Below are 16,349 nucleotides of genomic sequence, written 5' to 3'. Positions count from 1 at the left end.
TACAAACTATGCCCGAGAATTATCGCTGCGGCCCTTGCCCGCATGCGCCGCGCGAGGCTCATAAACACATGCCGTAAATCCGATGGGATTTTCGCGATCGGCCGGGTACGTTTCCCGCGAAATCTCGATCCATTCCGCGGGGTCCCACGATGGGAAGAACACATCCCCATCCGGCCGGGTGTGCACGACCGTCAGATACAGCCGGTCCGCCCGTGGCAACGCCTCCGCAAACAGCCGCGCCCCGCCGATCACGAACACCTCGTCCGCATCCCGGGCGAGGTTTAGTGCCGCCTCCAGCGAAGGTACAATCTCCGCGCCAGAAACTTGGAAGCCGGGTGTGCGGCTGATGACGATATTCCGGCGACCGGCGAGGGGCCGGCCCAGGGATTCCCACGTCCGGCGCCCCATGATGACCGGGTGGCCCATCGTCAGCGCTCGGAAGCGCCGCAGCTCGGCAGGCAACCGCCAGGGAAGCCGGCCCTCGCGCCCGATGACGCCGTTTTCGGCGACGGCGGCAACGATAGACACGCGCGGCATCAGACGGCGACCGGCGCCGGAATCGCCGGATGGCACTGGTAATTCTCGAGCGTAAAATCCTCGTAGCGGAACTCAAAAATGGATCGAACTTCCGGATTCAGCCGCATCGTCGGGAGGGGGAAAGGCGTCCGACTCAACTGCAGGTCCGCCTGTTCCAGGTGATTGAGATAGAGGTGCGCGTCGCCGAGCGTATGGATGAACTCACCGGGCTGATATCCCGTGACCTGCGCCATCATCAGCGTCAACAGGGCGTACGATGCAATGTTGAAGGGGACGCCGAGAAAGACATCTCCGCTTCGCTGGTAAAGCTGGCACGAGAGGCGACCCTCCGCGACGTAAAACTGGAAGAGACAGTGACACGGCGCCAAGGCCATCTGATCCAGCTCGCCAGGATTCCACGCCGTGACCACCAACCGTCGGGAGTCGGGATTTCGTCGGATTTCTTCGACGACCCATGCGATCTGGTCAATCACTCGCCCGTCGGCGCTCCGCCACGAACGCCACTGGGCGCCGTAAATCGGCCCGAGATCGCCGTTTTCATCCGCCCATTCGTCCCAGATGGTTACGCCGTGCTCATGCAAATATCGAATATTCGTGTCGCCACGGAGGAACCACAACAACTCATGAATGATCGATCGGACGTGCAGTTTTTTGGTCGTGACCAGCGGAAATCCTTCCGACAGGTCAAAGCGCATCTGGTGGCCAAAGATGCTGAGCGTGCCGGTCCCTGTTCGGTCACTTTTCCGAACGCCCTCGAAACGGACCTTGCGCAGCAATTCGTGGTATTGTCTCACGGCCGTTGGTCGGCGCGGCTCAGATCCAGAACTGCCTCGATGGCGATCCGAATCGCGCCGCGGATGTTCATATCCAGCGAAAGGGCGTCCTGCCCCGGGGCGCTCCAAGGCGTGCGGTCGGACACGGTGCAGATGGTCCCGGCCCGAAGGCCAAACAGGTTGCAGATCGTGAACAACGTCGCTGATTCCATCTCGACGTTCAGCGCTCGGGCGCGCTTCCAATCGGCGCATACATCATTCATCCAGCTCTGTTCATAGCCCCGGAAAGACATCGGCCGCATTCGCCCTTCCGCGTCGAGAACCTTGTTCCGCGAGTAAAATCCATCGGTGGAGACCGTGATTCCCGTGTGGAAGCGCGCACCGCTGCGCCGGGCCGCCTCCACGAGCGCGGAGACCACGCGGAAGTCGGCGACCGCGGGATACTCGATCCCCACATACGTGCGCGAGGTCCCGTCATCGCGGATGGCACCCGTTGAAATGACGTAATCACCCAGTTGGACCTCGTCAGCGATCGCGCCGCTGTTCCCCACACGAATAAAGGTATGCGTGCCGAGCTTTGCGAGCTCTTCCACGAGGATGGCTAGAGAGGGACCTCCGATGCCGGTTGAGGCCGCCGTCATTCGAACGCCCTGGACGATTCCCGTCTGCACCACATACTCGCGCACGCGGCAGACTTCGCGGAGATCCTCCCACCCCTCGGTGATTTTCGGGACCCGCCCGGGATCGCCGGGCAAAAAGGCGTACTGGGCAACATCCCCTTCACCCAATCCCGTGATGATTTGCGCGTTTTTCTTCATGGTTCTTCGGATCTTTGTTCGCCAGCCGGTTCACACGCGCGACCTCGCGCACTCGAGCCCGGACAGACCGGCGGGGGCCGGCCGCCAGCGCCCGCGCTCATCGACGGCTCGCTTGACCCGTCAACCTTATCTAGTACTAATTTTTCGCGATGACAACTGCCAACCACCCAGTCGCGGAGCGGTGGGTCTGTACCTGCTGCGGTTACATCTATGATCCGGTGGTCGGCGATCCCGAGCATGGCATCGCACCGGGGACGCCCTTCGAAGCCCTTCCAGAGAGCTGGGTCTGCCCCATGTGCCTTGCTCTCAAAAAGGCCTTTGAGCCGCTCTAAACGGAATTGGCTCCGGTCTCGTGACCGGTGACAGCCAAACCGCCCCGCTGCGTTTTCCGCTGCGATTTCCATGCTATGGAAAAAATTTTTTTGAAATTTCCATCGCATGGAAATTCCACACCATGGAAATTTTACGGCATCGGCCGCAAACCTACTGCCGGTCTGGCAACAGCGGCGCGTCCCATGAGTGAAATCCTCGGAAAGTACCCGTCAGGTCCCGGCGGGGTTGCGCCACGACTGGTCCGGATGCAGAAATAGGGCATCGGCCTCGGGCGGGCCCCACGAACCGGCCGGATAGGTGGCCAGCGGGAAGGAGGGGTCCTCTTGCCAGGCGCGGAGGATCGGATCGACCACCGCCCACGCGGACTCGACCTCGTCCGACCGCATGAAGAGGGTGGAGTCGCCGCGCAGCACGTCGAGGAGCAGGCGCTCATAGGCTTCCGGCAGTTGCCGCTGCCAGGTGGAGGAATAAGAAAATTCCATCGTCACATTTTCCACGAGGATTTGCGGTACCGGCCGCTTGGCGGCAAACCGAAGGGAAATGCCCTCGTCCGGCTGGATTCGGAAGACAAGCAGGTTGGGGCTCGCACGGGAGAGGTCACACACGTCGCCGACGCATTCGACGAGCTGAAACCACTGGAGGGGTGGCTTTTTGAATTGAATCGCGATTTCGGTGAGCCGCCTTGCCATCCGCTTGCCCGTCCGCAGAAAGATCGGCGTGCCCGCCCAGCGCCAGTTGTCGATATGAAGGCGAAGAGCGACGTAGGTTTCCGTCGTTGAATTGGAAGGAATTCGCTCTTCCGCGAGATATCCCGGGACAGAGGGATCGGCCCCTGCGGTGTATTGCGCGCGAACGACCGATCGCGTGAGCTCTTCGCGTGAAAAGGGGCGGATCGATTGGAGGACCTTGACCTTTTCATTTCGAAGCGCATGAGCGGTGAGTCCTGAGGGCGGCTCCATCGCAACGAGGCAAAGCAGTTGCAACATGTGGTTTTGCAGCATGTCGCGGAGCGCGCCGCTCGCATCGTAGTAGGCGCCCCGCCCGCTCTCCATGCCGACGGTTTCGGCCACGGTAATCTGGATGTGGTCGACCAGGTGACTGTTGAAGAGCGGTTCGAAGATGGCGTTGGCGAAACGGAAGGAGAGGATGTTCTGGACCGTCTCCTTGCCGAGATAATGGTCGATCCGGTAGACCTGAGATTCGTCGAGGTGCTGCAGCACGACCCGGTTGAGCAATCGTGCGCTATCCAGATCGCGACCAAAGGGCTTTTCAATGACGGCACGACTCCAGTGGTCACCGTCCGGCGGCTGCACGAGGCCCGCCGCGCGAAGGTTTTCGAGCGCAATGTGGAACAGCTCCGGCTTGACGGACAGGTAGAACACGTGGTTGGGCGGGAAGATGCGCCGGTCAAACAGGCGGGTGCGCAAGGTTCGATAGGCTTGGTAAAGGCTGATGTCGGCCGGGTGGTAGAAAACGCGTCGGCAAAAGTCCTGCAGCGATTCGGGATCGGGGCGGATACGCGAAAACTCGTGCAGCGACTCGGCGACGAATCCGCGATAGGACTCGTCGGTGTATTCGCGGCGGGCGACGGCGAAGATGGCGAAATTATCGGGCAGCAGGCGCTGGACGTGCATCGCATAGAGGGCGGGCAGCAACTTCCGGCGTGCAAGGTCACCGGATGCGCCAAAGATGACGATCGTGGCCGGATCGGTTACCCGGACGGACAAATTGGCCGAGGTGACGAACGGCGCGCCGATCGCGTGCATGTTCACTTGCGCCCGGGGTTGGCGTCGTTCAGCTTCCAGTCGAAGCGGGAATAAGATACGGAAAAACGACCCGGCGCATCGCGGACGCCCCACTCTGGCGGGGCGATGATCCGAATGTAGCCCTCGACTCCGCCGGCGTATCGCGCGAAGTCCTCTTCATACCATTTGAAGATCGGCGAGAGCACCATTCGTCGGCGCTTGACATCAATCTGATTGTCGGGAGCCCTCGAAAGAAAGACCCGGGCCTGGTCGGCAATCTGGTCATAATAATGTTCCCCGTTGTACGGTTCATGGCGAAGCGGGGGGCTGGATCGGGCGCCCTGGCAGACGGCGAAATGGATCCCCGGCTCGGCGTAGTCGCGACGAAGATAGTTCTTGTGAATGATCAAAAGTGATGTCCGGTGACCGAAGATAGAGACGACTTTCCACTCAAACGGGTCGCCGCTGAACCACCCGCCGGCTTTCCGGATGCTGGATAGTGGATAATCGTCAAGGATGATTTTCAAAACATACAGGTTGTAAAGGTTCGAAAGAAAGGCGAGCCGCTCCGGGATCGTCCATCGATCGAACCGACTCAATCGGATGGAACCGTACATTTTCAGGCATTCCTGAATTTGGTCGCGCCGGGCCCGCAGGCCGCGGTAGTCGACCCGGCCGTCCTTCACGTGGTTAGCGAGGAGTTCCGCATAGATCGCGTTTGCCGCCGCTAGCGGATCATCGATGTCAGCGGCCGGCGACTGGGCGGCAAGGATGAACAGCAGCCCTGCTCCGACGCACGCGAGGCTTAATATGTTCATGGCAAAGTTTGTATCATAATGCGCAGCTCTGATCAAAAGCTTGATGCGGGTGCAAGGGACTGCTTTTCTCTTCGCCTGTTATGAAGATTGTTGTGTTGCGCGAACGCGCGCAAGGCGAACGGCGGGTCCCGCTGATCCCCCCTTCGGCGGAAAAACTTGTCAGGTTGGGCGCCTCCGTTTCTGTCGAATGCGGAATCGGAGAATCCATCGGTATCCCGGATGAGGCTTACGAACGAGCGGGGGCCACGGTCGAATCCGACCGCATGACCGCTCTGAAATCGGCGGACCTGGTCCTTCGGTTGCGGAAGCCGCCGCTCGAGGATATCCGGCTACTGCGGGCCGGATGCCTGCACGTCAGTCTTCTCGATCCGTTTCAGACGCCGGAGCTCATCCGCGCGCTGGCCGATGCAGGGGTGACGGCATTCAGCTTGGAACTGATTCCGCGAACAACCATTGCGCAGAAAATGGACGTGTTGAGCTCACAGGCCAATCTCGCCGGATACGTCGCCGTACTGATGGCGGCGAATCGGCTGGACAAAATCTTTCCAATGATGTCGACGCCAGCCGGAACCATCGCGCCGGCGCGCGTTTTCGTCGTGGGCGCGGGCGTGGCGGGTCTGCAGGCCATCGCGACGGCCAAAAGGCTCGGCGCGGTCGTGGAGGCGTTTGACACGCGGCCGGTCGTGGAAGAACAGGTCAAATCGCTCGGCGCGAAATTTCTCAAAATCGACCTCGGCGAAACAGGGCAGACGAAGGACGGATACGCGAAGGCGCTGACGGAGGAACAGTTGCGTAAGCAGCGCGAGGCGATGGCGAGGAGCTGCGCGAACGCCGATGTCGTCATCACTACGGCGCAGGTTTTCGGCAAGCGCGCGCCGCTGATTATCACGGATGAAATGATCCGCGGCATGAAGCCCGGCAGCGTGATTGTGGACCTCGCCGTGGAAACGGGCGGAAATGTGGAGGGCTCTCGGCTCGACGAGGAAGTGATCATCCACGGTGTGCGGGTTCTGGGATACGGCAACATGCCGGGTCGGGTTCCGGCGCATGCCAGCCAGATGTTCTCGAGCAACCTCGCGAATTTCATTGAACACTTCTGGAATCGGGAAACGAAGTCCTTTGTGCTGAATTCGGAGGATGACATCATCAAGGGCTGCCTCGTCACGCACAATGGGGCGGTCGTGCACCCGGCCATCCAACCGATTGTGGAGAAGAAGGCATGACGGAAATGATTCTATTACTGTTTGTGTTCGTCCTTTCGATCTTTCTCGGCTTTGAACTGATTTCGAAAGTCCCTTCCCAACTTCACACGCCGCTGATGTCCGGCTCCAACGCGATTTCCGGCATCACGATTGTTGCGGCGATCATCGCGGCGGGGGTCGATGACGGGCACTGGGAAACGACGGCGCTCGGAACTCTTGCTATGGCGCTGGCGGCTATCAACGTGGTAGGCGGATATCTGGTGACCAATCGGATGCTCGCTATGTTTAAGAAAAAGGAGGGCCCGGGGTCGCCGCAATGAACGATCTGATTCAGAACCTCGGCTACATCTTCGCCTGCATCCTGTTCATCTTCGGCCTGAAAATGCTGAGTCGGCCGGAGACGGCGCGCCGGGGAAATTGGATTTCCGCCCTGGGGATGCTGATTGCCGTTTTGGTGACGCTGCTGGACCGCCAGATTCAAACCTACCACTGGATTCTGATCGGCGGCGTGTTGGGATCCGCGATCGGCGCAATAGCGGCGCAGCGCGTGAAAATGACGGCGATGCCGGAGATGGTCGCCCTTTTCAATGGCTTTGGCGGTCTGGCCAGCCTGCTTGTCGGCTGGTCCGAATACCATCGCCATCCGGAAAGCGGCCTTTTCACCCTGATTGCCACGTCGCTCGCGGTCCTAATCGGCGGGGTGACGTTCTCAGGCAGCATGGTGGCCTATGCCAAGCTGGCCGAAAAAATCAGCGGCAAACCGATTCTGTTCAAGGGCCAGCAGATCGCAAACGCGCTGTTGCTGCTGGCGGCTGCGGCATGCGCCGTTCTCGTGTGTGTGGAGGACCCTCAGCGGGTCTACAGCGTTTTTGTCGCAATGGTTGCGCTGTCACTGATTTTGGGGATCCTCGCTGTAATCCCGATTGGCGGGGCCGACATGCCGGTGGTCATCTCGCTGCTCAATAGTTATTCGGGGCTGGCGGCGTGCGCTGCGGGTTTCGTGATTCTCAATAATGTATTGATCGTCGCCGGGTGTCTGGTGGGAGCGAGCGGAATCATCCTAACCAACATCATGTGCAAGGCCATGAACCGGTCCCTTGCCAACGTCCTCTTCAGCGGGTTTGGCTCGGCGGCAGGCCGCCGTACCGAGGGCTACAAAGGCGAAGCCAAACCAATCACTCCAGAGGATGCCTATCTGCTGCTTGAGGCGGCGCGGTCGGTCGTGATCGTTCCCGGGTATGGAATGGCCGTCGCGCAGGCGCAACACGCCGTCCGTGAACTCGGCGAGCTGCTGGCGGCAAATGGATGCGATGTGAAATACGCGATCCACCCTGTCGCGGGCCGGATGCCCGGCCACATGAATGTGCTGCTTGCGGAGGCGAATGTACCCTACGAACAGCTCGTCGAGCCTCAGGATGTCAACCCGATTATGGAAACCGTCGATGTCGCGATGGTGATCGGTGCAAACGACGTGGTCAATCCAGCGGCTCGCGAAGACAGGGCCAGCCCTATCTACGGTATGCCGATCATCGAGGTCGACCGCGCCAAGACGGTCATCATCCTTAAACGGAGCCTCGCCTCCGGATTTGCGGGCATCGACAACCCACTCTTCTTTCGAGATAACGCCCGCATGCTGTTCGGCGACGCGAAGGCGAGTGTTGCTGCCATCGCCGCAGAATTCAAAAGCGCTTGAGATTCATGGAATTTCGCCAGCCACCCCGCTGCGGCGCGATGATACGCGTCCTAAATCATGGCGAAGCTGCATCACTCGCCGGCGCCCTTTGCAAGGCCCTCGCCGAAGCCCTGTCCCGCCCCGGCCCGGTGATGATCGCTGGCGGCACCACCCCACTCGCCGCCTACCGGCTACTGGCCGAATTGCGCCCTCCGATTCATCCGAATTCGATCGTGTTTTTTTCTGACGACCGGCACGTGCCGCTTGGCGATCCCCGCAGTAATTTCGGCAATTCGTGGCCACATTTCGCGGCGGCCGGTCTGTCCGATCATCAAATGATCCGCGTCGCCGGAGAGAGGCCGTTGCCGGAAGCCGAACAGTCGTACTCAAAAGCTCTAGAATCATTGTTCGCGGCGTGGCCTGGCGCTTCCCTGGGCATTCTCGGGTTGGGCACCGATGGCCACACGGCTTCTCTGTTCACTCCCGATGACGTGGAGCGGAGCCGAGGCCGATGGGCCGTTGCGGTCCGCCGTCCCGACGGTTTGGACGGCATCAGCGCAACGCCGACTGTTTTTCAGCGTATTCAGCGGATTGTCATTGTTGTAAGCGGCGCCGAAAAACGGGCCGTGGTCGACCGCCTCCTGCGCGATCCTGATGCCACGACGGCCGGCTTGGCGTTGAGGGGGCATCGCGGCGTCGAGGTATGGTGTGACGCAGCGGCCTGGCCTTTCGACGGAGCGAAGACCTGACGGTAGCGATTCGCAACCTCGAGTGTCTCAACGCGACGTTCTGCGCCGGCTGACCTCCTCAAGAAATCTCCGCTCCTCCGGCGTCAACGATTGGATTCCCTCCCGCGAGATTTTGTCGAGCAGCGCGTCGACGCGTCGATCTTCCCGCTCCGCCGCACGTCGTTCGGCCTCGCGCCGCCGCGTCCGCCAGGCGGCCTTCAGGGCATCCAGCCAATCGGGGCGGAAGACGACCGCGGTATAAATGAATCCGGCCACCGCACCGGCGAGATGAGCGGAATAGGCGACGCCGCCAACATTCGGCGAGATCGAAAACAGCAACTGAACAGTCCCCAGGGCGATCGCGAGCACCCAGGCTTTGAGCGTAACCGGGAAGATAAAGAAAATCAGAAGGCTCACCTCGCGATGCGGGAAGAGGACTGCGAAGGCGGACAACAGTCCGAAAATGGCGGCAGAGGCTCCCACACATACCCCTTCATACGGGTAGGTGAGATACAGCCATCCCACCCCGCCAAGTATGCCGGATAGAAAGTAAAGGACGAGAAAGTGCCGGGTTCCGATCGCCCTTTCCGTTTCAGCCCCTAGAAATACAAACATGAGAATGTTGAGGAGAAGATGAAAAGGGCCTCCATGGAGGAACTGGTAGGTAAGAAAGGTCCAGATATGCCCTTCCAGTATTCCGGCCACGCTCAAACCGAGCGCCTGCTCTATCGCAATACCCAGTAACGCTGACGACATTATTTGCAGCACATAGACCCCGATGAGGGCAACCAACACGGCAAATGTTGCCCGGGGCAAGCCAAAGCGGAGTCTCCACACGGTGTAGGACATGCCACTCAACGATACGCGGCCAGTTACGATTCGCCAATTGCTTTAGAGATTTCTGCGAGACGTTGTGGTCTCCGAACGACCCTTTTTGCGATTGACGTGTGCGCCCGCTGTAGTACTGTCCCATCAACTCGTTGCCGTCCCGTCGATCGGGCGGCGCATCGAGAGTGGCGCGAGGGATCTGGCCCGATGACCGCCCAGCAACCTGTCCCGACCCCTCTAGCGGGATAAGGTGCCAAAGCCAGCCCCACACCAGCGGGGACGATGGGCTGTTCGATGCGGACGCGCATTGCGTTGGTGTGTATTGGCTTCTCGCTGGTCGGCCGTCCCCGGTTCCCTTCCCACGGATGTTTATAACTTCTGCGTTTGAAAGGGAGTTTTAGGATGAAGCTTGAGACACTTTGCTTGCACGGCGGGACGCAGCCTGATCCGACCACGTTGGCACGGGCAGTGCCCGTGTACAGGACATCCTCATATGTGTTCCGCAATACGGAGCACGCGGCGAATCTTTTCGCGCTCAAGGAGCTGGGGAACATCTATACACGGTTGATGAACCCGACGACGGATGTTCTCGAAAAACGGGTTGCCCTGCTCGAAGGCGCGCCCGAACTGGGCGGGCTGGGGATTGCCTCTGGAACCTCAGCCGTTTTCTACTCAATCATCAATTTGGCGCAGGTCGGGGACAACATAGTCTCCGCGCGCAACCTGTACGGGGGCACGTACACCCAGTTCAATGACATCCTCCCGACCCTCGGCATCCGGGTCAAATTCGTCGACACGCAAAATCCGGAAAATGTCGCGCGGGCCATCGACGAGAAGACGCGAGCGGTTTTCGTCGAAAGCGTCTCCAACCCGGCCTTGGAGGTGACCGACATTGAGGCGATCGCCAACATCGCACATGCCGCCGGTATTCCGTTGATCGTCGACTCCACCTTCTCGACCCCCTACCTGACCCGACCGATCGAGTTCGGGGCCGACATCGTAGTCCACTCCCTGACGAAGTGGTTCGGCGGTCACGGAACCGGGATCGGCGGCATCGTGGTTGATTCGGGTAAATTCCCATGGGGCGCCGGCAAGCACCCATTGTACGACGTGCCGGACACCTCTTACCACGGCCTGCGCTGGGGACATGATTTGCCGCCGCCCCTGGCGCCCCTCGCGTTTATCCTGCGTATGAGAACCGTGCCACTCCGCAATCTTGGAGCGTGCATTTCCCCCGATAACTCGTGGATGTTCCTTCAGGGGATCGAAACGCTGCCGCTGCGGATGGAGCGGCACTGCCAGAATGCCTTTGCTGTTGCCGAATTTCTCAAAGGTCACAAACTGGTGGAGTGGGTCCGTTTCCCCGGTCTCAAGGACGACCCCGAATACGCCAAAAACCTCAAGTATCTGAAGGGCAAAGGCGGGTCGATGGTTGTTTTCGGCATCAAGGGCGGTGCCGCCGCCGGCGCCAAATTTATCGACAGCCTGAAGCTGTTCTCCCACCTCGCAAATGTGGGCGATGCCAAGAGTCTGGCCATCCATCCAGCAACCACGACGCATTCCCAACTCAACGAGGAACAGCAGCGGGGAGCAGGAATTACGCCGGAGCTCGTGCGCCTCTCTATCGGGATCGAGCACATCGACGACATTCTCGCCGACCTCGACCAGGCGCTCGCCGCGTCTCAAAAATGACACAGGATCCGCAGCTCGGAATCCGCACGGACGCATTCATCGGAGCGGACGACAAGCGCACCGAGAACGCGGCCCGTCGGGGAGATTCCGATTTGGTCCGGCCCGGAAAGCGGAAATCCGACCTCGGCGAAGTGAACACCCGTTTCTTCACATTCGCCGACCGGAAAAACCCCTTTGTATTCCGCACGGGCGAAACCCTCGCCCCCGTCACCCTTGCGTACGAAACCTACGGGTCGCTCAATTCCACCAAAAGCAACGCCATTCTGCTGTTCCATGCGCTGAGCGGCAGCCAGCATGCCGCGGGCATCAACCGTCGCGTCAAGGGGGTGGGTCGCCTGTGGACGGATGAAATGCATGTCGGCTGGTGGGACGATTTCATCGGGCCAGGCAAGGCGCTGGACACGGAACGATATTTCATCGTCTGCGCGAATTACATCGGCGGTTGTTATGGATCTTCCGGACCGCCTAGCCGCAATCCGGCCACGGGTAAGCCGTACGGACGCGCGTTCCCAACGGTCATGATCGGCGACATCGTCGATTCCCAGGTTCGCCTGCTCGACCACCTCGGGATCGCCCAGCTTCATGCGGTCGTCGGCGCCTCGTTGGGCGGTTTGTGTGCAAACAATTTCGCGGTGCGGTACCCGGACCGGGTTCGGATCGTGATCACCATCGGCTCGGGAATCGAGGTGTCCATTCTGCAGCGGATTTATAATTACGAGCAGATTTGCGCCATCGAGGAGGACAAGTACTTTAATGGCGGTCATTACTACGGGCGAAAACGGCCGGATCGCGGCCTCGCGCTCGCCCGTATGATCAGCCACAAGACATTTGTTTCGCTCGAAATGATGGCGGATCGGGCGAGGACCGAAGTGGTCCGCCCCGAAGAAGACCGCGATAAATGGTATTGGATGAGCCACCCGGTCGAATCCTATCTCCGCAACCAGGGACTCAAGTTCGTAAAGCGATTTGACGCGAACACCTACCTGCGAATCATCGATGCCTGGCAGCGGTTTGACCTGCTAAAGGACACCGGGAAATCATCATTTGAGGAAGTTTTCTCCGTTTGCCGGAACCAGCGGCACCTGGTGTTTACCATTGAGGGCGATGCCTGCTTCGAGCCTGCCCAACAGGCTCAGCAGTGCGCCGTTCTTCGAAAGGCGCGCGTGCCTCACGAGCATATCACGGTCCACTCGGATAAGGGGCACGATTCCTTCCTGCTGGAGCCCAACCTTTACACGCCTCACCTGGCGTATTTCTTGCGCGCTCGGTGAAGCGGGCCTAACCGCGCGAACCCGCCAAGCTGGAGCTTGGCCAAGCGCCTCGATTTTTGAAGATCTACACGATGGCACACGGTGACATCTTTCCCGCCCTTTGCATCCGATGTAAGCTGGCCTGTTCGTAATCGAGAAAATAACGTGGATGAGTATTTTGATATCGTCGATCGCGAGGGCCGCATCGTAGGGCGCGCCCTCCGATCCGAGTGCCATGGGAATCCTGCGCTGATTCACCAAGCGGTCCATGTTCAGGTGTTCGACCAAGAGGGTCGACTATTTCTGCAAAAAAGGGCCTCTTCGAAAGATATTGAACCGGGGAAATGGGATTCTTCCGTAGGCGGCCACCTACGCCCGGGCGAGTCGCCCCGAGAGGGGGCCCAACGCGAATTGGAGGAGGAATTGGGCGTCCGGGCCGTGCTTGGCGATCCGGCCTACAGCTATCTCTGGCAGTCTCCGCAAGAAACGGAACTGGTGCGGACATTTGTGATGGTTCATCCGGGTCCATTCAGGCTGCAGGCCTCGGAGTTGGAGGATGGGCGTTTTTGGACGATGCAGGAAATTGAGGAGCTTTTGGTTTCGGGCTTGGCTACTCTTCAATTCGCCTACGAATTTCCGATGCTCCGGGACTGGCTGCGCCGCAGCGGGAAATTCGGATGAAATACGACCAGAGCTCTCAACTAAACATCGCCGTGATCGGCGGCGGCGTTGCCGGACTTGTCGCCGCCTATCTGCTGCAGAGACGCCACCGCGTCTCTCTCTTTGAGCGAAATGATTATGTCGGGGGCCACACGAACACGATTGAAATCCCCTCGGGGCCGGACGCTGGCACCCCCGTGGACACGGGATTCATCGTCCTAAACGACAAAACCTATCCCCTGTTCACGAAGCTGCTCTCGCAGTTGGATTGCGCCGTGCGTTACAGCGATATGTCCTTCGGATATTACGATGAGGGAAGCGGACTCCAGTATGCGGGCACTGGACTTTCCGGGCTGTTTGCCAATCGAAGGGATCTCCTGCGCCCGGCTCATTGGCGCTTTCTGATGGAAATTGCCCGCTTCTGCCGACGGGCGCGCGCCGACCTCGCCGCAGGCAAGCTTGCCAATATGACTGTCAGCGACTACTTGCGTGATTTGCGCATTAGCGATCTCGCCCGCGACGCCTACATCTACCCGATGGCCTCGGCGATCTGGTCGTCTTCGCTGCGGGATATTTCGCGATTCCCAGCCGAAATGATGATACGGTTTTGGGAAAATCACGGGTTACTATCTCTGGAAGACCGCCCGCGCTGGCAGACCGTGGTGGGCGGAAGCCGAACCTACGTAAAGAAGCTGCTCGGAAGTTCCCGAATCGACTGCAGCATTCGCGCTCGAGTCGAGCGAATTGAACGGCTGCCCGGCCGGGGCGTGAGAGTGTGCCTGCCGGGCGGTATGTCACGTGAATTCGATGTAGCTGTCATCGCGACCCATGCCGATGAAGCCCTTCATATGCTGGCGGATCCTTCCCCCGAAGAACGCCGGCTTCTCGGGGCCTGGCGTTACCAGGAGAATCGCGCCGTACTTCATACGGATGAGTCTCTAATGCCGCCGAATCGCCGAGCATGGGCCTCCTGGAATTATCGTCGCCACCGTGGCAGCGGAGAAGACCGTCCTGTGGCGGTCACCTATCACATGAACCGTCTTCAGGGTCTTTCCACACGCCGACAATATTTCGTCTCCCTGAATGTCCCTCGCCCACCCCGCGATGAATCTGTCATTCGCGAGATGACATACACCCATCCGCTGTATTCGTTCGACGCCCTGAGGAGCCAGGCCGAGCTTCCTTCCCTGAACGGTCCGAATCGCACGTTTTTCTGCGGAAGTTATTTCGGATACGGATTCCACGAGGACGCCGTCCGCTCTGCAGTAGCGGTGGCGCGCCAATTCGGCATCGATCTGTGAATTCCCGCATTTACAGAGGGCGCGTTCTGCATGCGCGGCTCGAGCCGGTCCCCCACTCCTTCAGCTATCCCGTCTACTTTTATGGTTTCGATCTGAGCGAGCTTCCCACGCTTTCGGACACAGTGCGCGGCTTCGGGTATAACAGCCGTGCCCTTGTCTCCATTCACGACAAAGACTATCTGGACCACGCAGCGGGCACGATTCGCGAGAAGCTCGAAAAATTCCTGGCGATGGTGCCCGGCAGCAGGGACATCGCCCGGGTGTTTCTCGTCACGTGCGCGCGCTACTTCGGCTACGTCTTCAATCCGGTCAGCTTTTACTATTGCTTGGGTCCCGACGGCCTTCTGCGCTGCGCCATCGCGGAGGTCAACAACACGTTCCAAGAGCGCCATCTTTATCTGCTCGATAAGCCAGAGTATCGAAATGGAGGCACTCGGTTCCGCGCGAAAAAGTGTTTCCACGTGTCGCCTTTCCACGACATGCGCGGGGAATACGAATTTCAATTTTCGCCGCCCGAACCGATCATCGATATCCGCGTGGATCTTGTTCGAGACGGGCGTGTCGTGTTTCGATCGCAAATTGCTGGTAAGGCTTTCCCGCTAGATACGAATCATTTGATCGGTACCTTGGCGCGGCACCCGATTGTCGCTGCCATGACAATGCCTCGAATTATGACGCAAGCCGCTCATCTTTATGTGCGGAAGCGACTCCCGGTCTTCACCAAACCGGCGCCCTCCAGCCCGCTCACCATTCGCACCGCGCCGGCGACAGCATTTGAACGGGCCTGCGCGCGGATCGTTACAGGTCTATTCGAACGACTCGAGGCGGGCAAATTGTCCGTCCGTTTCCCGGATGGTTCCTTGCGAGTCTTTGGCGGCGCCCGACCGGGGTTCAACGCCGACATGCTGATCAACCAGCCCTCCTTTTTTTCGCGGGTCGTGCTCGAGGGGGAAATCGGGCTTGGCGACTCCTACGTGCTTGGGGAGTGGAATACGGAGGATATTGCTTCTGTCATCGGTTTATTCATCGAAAATCGCGAACAACTTCAACACGGAAATCTTCGCACGGCGCGTCTTGCAACCTGGCTTAACCGACTGCGCCATGTACTCCGGAAAAACTCGCTCATCGGCAGCCGCAAAAACATTTCCGCGCATTACGACCTGAGCAACGATTTTTTCAAGCTCTGGCTGGACCCCACGATGATGTATTCGGCCGCGTATTTCGAACGGCCGGATCAATCGCTGGAGGAAGCGCAGCGGGCCAAAATTCGAAAATTGATCCAGGCCGCGAGGATCGGACCGAATCACCATGTGCTCGAAATTGGATCGGGATGGGGGGGATTCGCCATTGAAGCTGTCAGGTTGACTGGCTGCAGGGTCACATCCATAACCATCTCAGAACGCCAGCTCGAGGAGGCCCGCAACCGCGCACGAGCGGCGGGTCTCGACGACCGCATCGAATTTCGATTATGCGATTACCGGAGGATCGAAGGCCGATTCGACCGCATCGTTTCGATTGAAATGCTCGAGGCAGTCGGTCGTGAATATTTCGGCGCCTTCTTCGAAACCCTGGATCGGGCCCTTCAACCGAATGGCGTCATTGCTTTACAGGTCATCACGATTCCGGACCAGCGATATCGCGATTACTGCCGCAGCACGGACTGGATTCAGCAACGAATTTTTCCGGGAGGCCATCTTCCCGCATTGAGCGCCCTGCTGAACGCCATGGCGAGGCATTCCTCCCTTCACATTGAATCGGTCGAAAACATCGGCCCGCACTACGCACCCACCCTCCGCCGCTGGGCTGAAAATTTCGAGGCCCATCGGGATGAAATCCAGGCGCTTGGATTTGACGACGCGTTCCTACGCAAGTGGCGGTATTATCTCGGCTACTGCGAAGCAGCATTTGCGACCCGCGCCCTCGATGACCTGCAGATTGTGCTCACTCGCGCCTGCAATCCTTCGCTTCGACTCGCCTATCGCTGAAAATGCG

The 16,349-nt window shown here is 59.5% G+C and carries 16 protein-coding genes and 1 riboswitch; of the genes, 10 read left to right on the top strand and 6 right to left on the bottom strand.

Annotated features, from left to right (window positions below):
• Window positions 1-6: 6 nt before the first annotated feature.
• Genes NZ740_05340 through NZ740_05330 form a run of 3 tightly spaced genes read right to left on the bottom strand, consistent with a single transcriptional unit; the run spans window position 7 to window position 2,128 of the window.
• Window positions 7-537 carry a dihydrofolate reductase gene (locus tag NZ740_05340; protein MCS6771433.1) on the bottom strand — a complete coding sequence of 177 codons (531 nt, stop codon included), beginning with the start codon at window positions 535-537 and terminating at the stop codon, window positions 7-9.
• On the bottom strand, window positions 537-1,331 hold the full coding sequence (locus NZ740_05335) for a thymidylate synthase (GenBank protein ID MCS6771432.1): 795 nt from the start codon (window positions 1,329-1,331) through the stop codon (window positions 537-539). The genes NZ740_05340 and NZ740_05335 overlap by 1 nt, the downstream gene beginning before the upstream one ends.
• Window positions 1,328-2,128: a nucleoside phosphorylase gene (locus tag NZ740_05330; protein MCS6771431.1), complete on the bottom strand. Its 801-nt coding sequence runs from the start codon at window positions 2,126-2,128 to the stop codon at window positions 1,328-1,330. The genes NZ740_05335 and NZ740_05330 overlap by 4 nt, the downstream gene beginning before the upstream one ends.
• Before the next feature lie 149 nt (window positions 2,129-2,277).
• Between NZ740_05330 and NZ740_05325 the strand changes: the two genes are divergently transcribed.
• Complete coding sequence (locus NZ740_05325; protein MCS6771430.1) at window positions 2,278-2,460, top strand: rubredoxin; 183 nt, start codon at window positions 2,278-2,280, stop codon at window positions 2,458-2,460.
• Between the two features lie 210 nt (window positions 2,461-2,670).
• Here the strand turns inward: NZ740_05325 and zwf are convergent, their stop codons facing one another.
• Both zwf and NZ740_05315 read right to left on the bottom strand, forming a co-directional pair.
• The gene (zwf, locus tag NZ740_05320) at window positions 2,671-4,227 is read right to left on the bottom strand and encodes a glucose-6-phosphate dehydrogenase (GenBank protein MCS6771429.1); all 1,557 of its coding nucleotides are present in this window, start codon (window positions 4,225-4,227) and stop codon (window positions 2,671-2,673) included.
• Window positions 4,228-4,229: 2 nt separating this feature from the next.
• A complete protein-coding gene (locus tag NZ740_05315; protein ID MCS6771428.1) occupies window positions 4,230-5,024 on the bottom strand; it encodes a DUF547 domain-containing protein in 795 nt (264 codons plus the stop codon).
• Window positions 5,025-5,104: 80 nt separating this feature from the next.
• Between NZ740_05315 and NZ740_05310 the strand changes: the two genes are divergently transcribed.
• From NZ740_05310 to NZ740_05295, 4 genes are read left to right on the top strand one after another with little or no spacing between them, the layout of a single operon-like run.
• A complete protein-coding gene (locus tag NZ740_05310) occupies window positions 5,105-6,247 on the top strand; it encodes a Re/Si-specific NAD(P)(+) transhydrogenase subunit alpha (protein ID MCS6771427.1) in 1,143 nt (380 codons plus the stop codon).
• Window positions 6,244-6,546, top strand: coding sequence for an NAD(P) transhydrogenase subunit alpha (locus NZ740_05305; protein ID MCS6771426.1), 303 nt, complete (start codon window positions 6,244-6,246; stop codon window positions 6,544-6,546). Before NZ740_05310 ends, NZ740_05305 begins: the two co-directional genes overlap by 4 nt.
• Window positions 6,543-7,919 (top strand): NAD(P)(+) transhydrogenase (Re/Si-specific) subunit beta, encoded by a 1,377-nt coding sequence (locus tag NZ740_05300; protein MCS6771425.1) that lies wholly within the window; start codon window positions 6,543-6,545, stop codon window positions 7,917-7,919. Before NZ740_05305 ends, NZ740_05300 begins: the two co-directional genes overlap by 4 nt.
• 38 nt (window positions 7,920-7,957) lie before the next feature.
• Window positions 7,958-8,647 carry a 6-phosphogluconolactonase gene (locus NZ740_05295; protein ID MCS6771424.1) on the top strand — a complete coding sequence of 230 codons (690 nt, stop codon included), beginning with the start codon at window positions 7,958-7,960 and terminating at the stop codon, window positions 8,645-8,647.
• Between the two features lie 27 nt (window positions 8,648-8,674).
• On the opposite strand, the gene NZ740_05290 is transcribed toward NZ740_05295, so the two are convergent.
• A complete protein-coding gene (locus NZ740_05290; GenBank protein ID MCS6771423.1) occupies window positions 8,675-9,475 on the bottom strand; it encodes a rhomboid family intramembrane serine protease in 801 nt (266 codons plus the stop codon).
• 152 nt (window positions 9,476-9,627) lie between these two features.
• Window positions 9,628-9,743: riboswitch (SAM riboswitch) on the top strand.
• Between the two features lie 113 nt (window positions 9,744-9,856).
• On the opposite strand from NZ740_05290, the gene NZ740_05285 reads away from it, so the two are divergent.
• From NZ740_05285 to NZ740_05265, 5 genes are all read left to right on the top strand, one after another.
• A complete protein-coding gene (locus NZ740_05285; GenBank protein ID MCS6771422.1) occupies window positions 9,857-11,146 on the top strand; it encodes an O-acetylhomoserine aminocarboxypropyltransferase/cysteine synthase in 1,290 nt (429 codons plus the stop codon).
• Window positions 11,143-12,417 carry a homoserine O-acetyltransferase gene (locus NZ740_05280; GenBank protein MCS6771421.1) on the top strand — a complete coding sequence of 425 codons (1,275 nt, stop codon included), beginning with the start codon at window positions 11,143-11,145 and terminating at the stop codon, window positions 12,415-12,417. Before NZ740_05285 ends, NZ740_05280 begins: the two co-directional genes overlap by 4 nt.
• A gap of 144 nt (window positions 12,418-12,561) precedes the next feature.
• Entirely contained in the window at window positions 12,562-13,077 is a 516-nt protein-coding gene (locus NZ740_05275) for an NUDIX domain-containing protein (protein ID MCS6771420.1), read from the top strand.
• A complete protein-coding gene (locus NZ740_05270; GenBank protein ID MCS6771419.1) occupies window positions 13,074-14,357 on the top strand; it encodes an FAD-dependent oxidoreductase in 1,284 nt (427 codons plus the stop codon). Before NZ740_05275 ends, NZ740_05270 begins: the two co-directional genes overlap by 4 nt.
• A complete protein-coding gene (locus NZ740_05265; GenBank protein MCS6771418.1) occupies window positions 14,354-16,342 on the top strand; it encodes a DUF1365 family protein in 1,989 nt (662 codons plus the stop codon). Before NZ740_05270 ends, NZ740_05265 begins: the two co-directional genes overlap by 4 nt.
• The last annotated feature ends 7 nt before the right edge of the window (window positions 16,343-16,349 follow it).

The sequence above is a fragment of the Kiritimatiellia bacterium genome (assembly GCA_025054615.1).
In the GTDB taxonomy this organism is placed as follows: Bacteria; Verrucomicrobiota; Kiritimatiellia; order CAIVKH01; family CAIVKH01; genus JANWZO01.
Note: the sequence above shows the minus strand (reverse complement) of the source record. Positions and strands in the feature narration are given on the sequence as shown.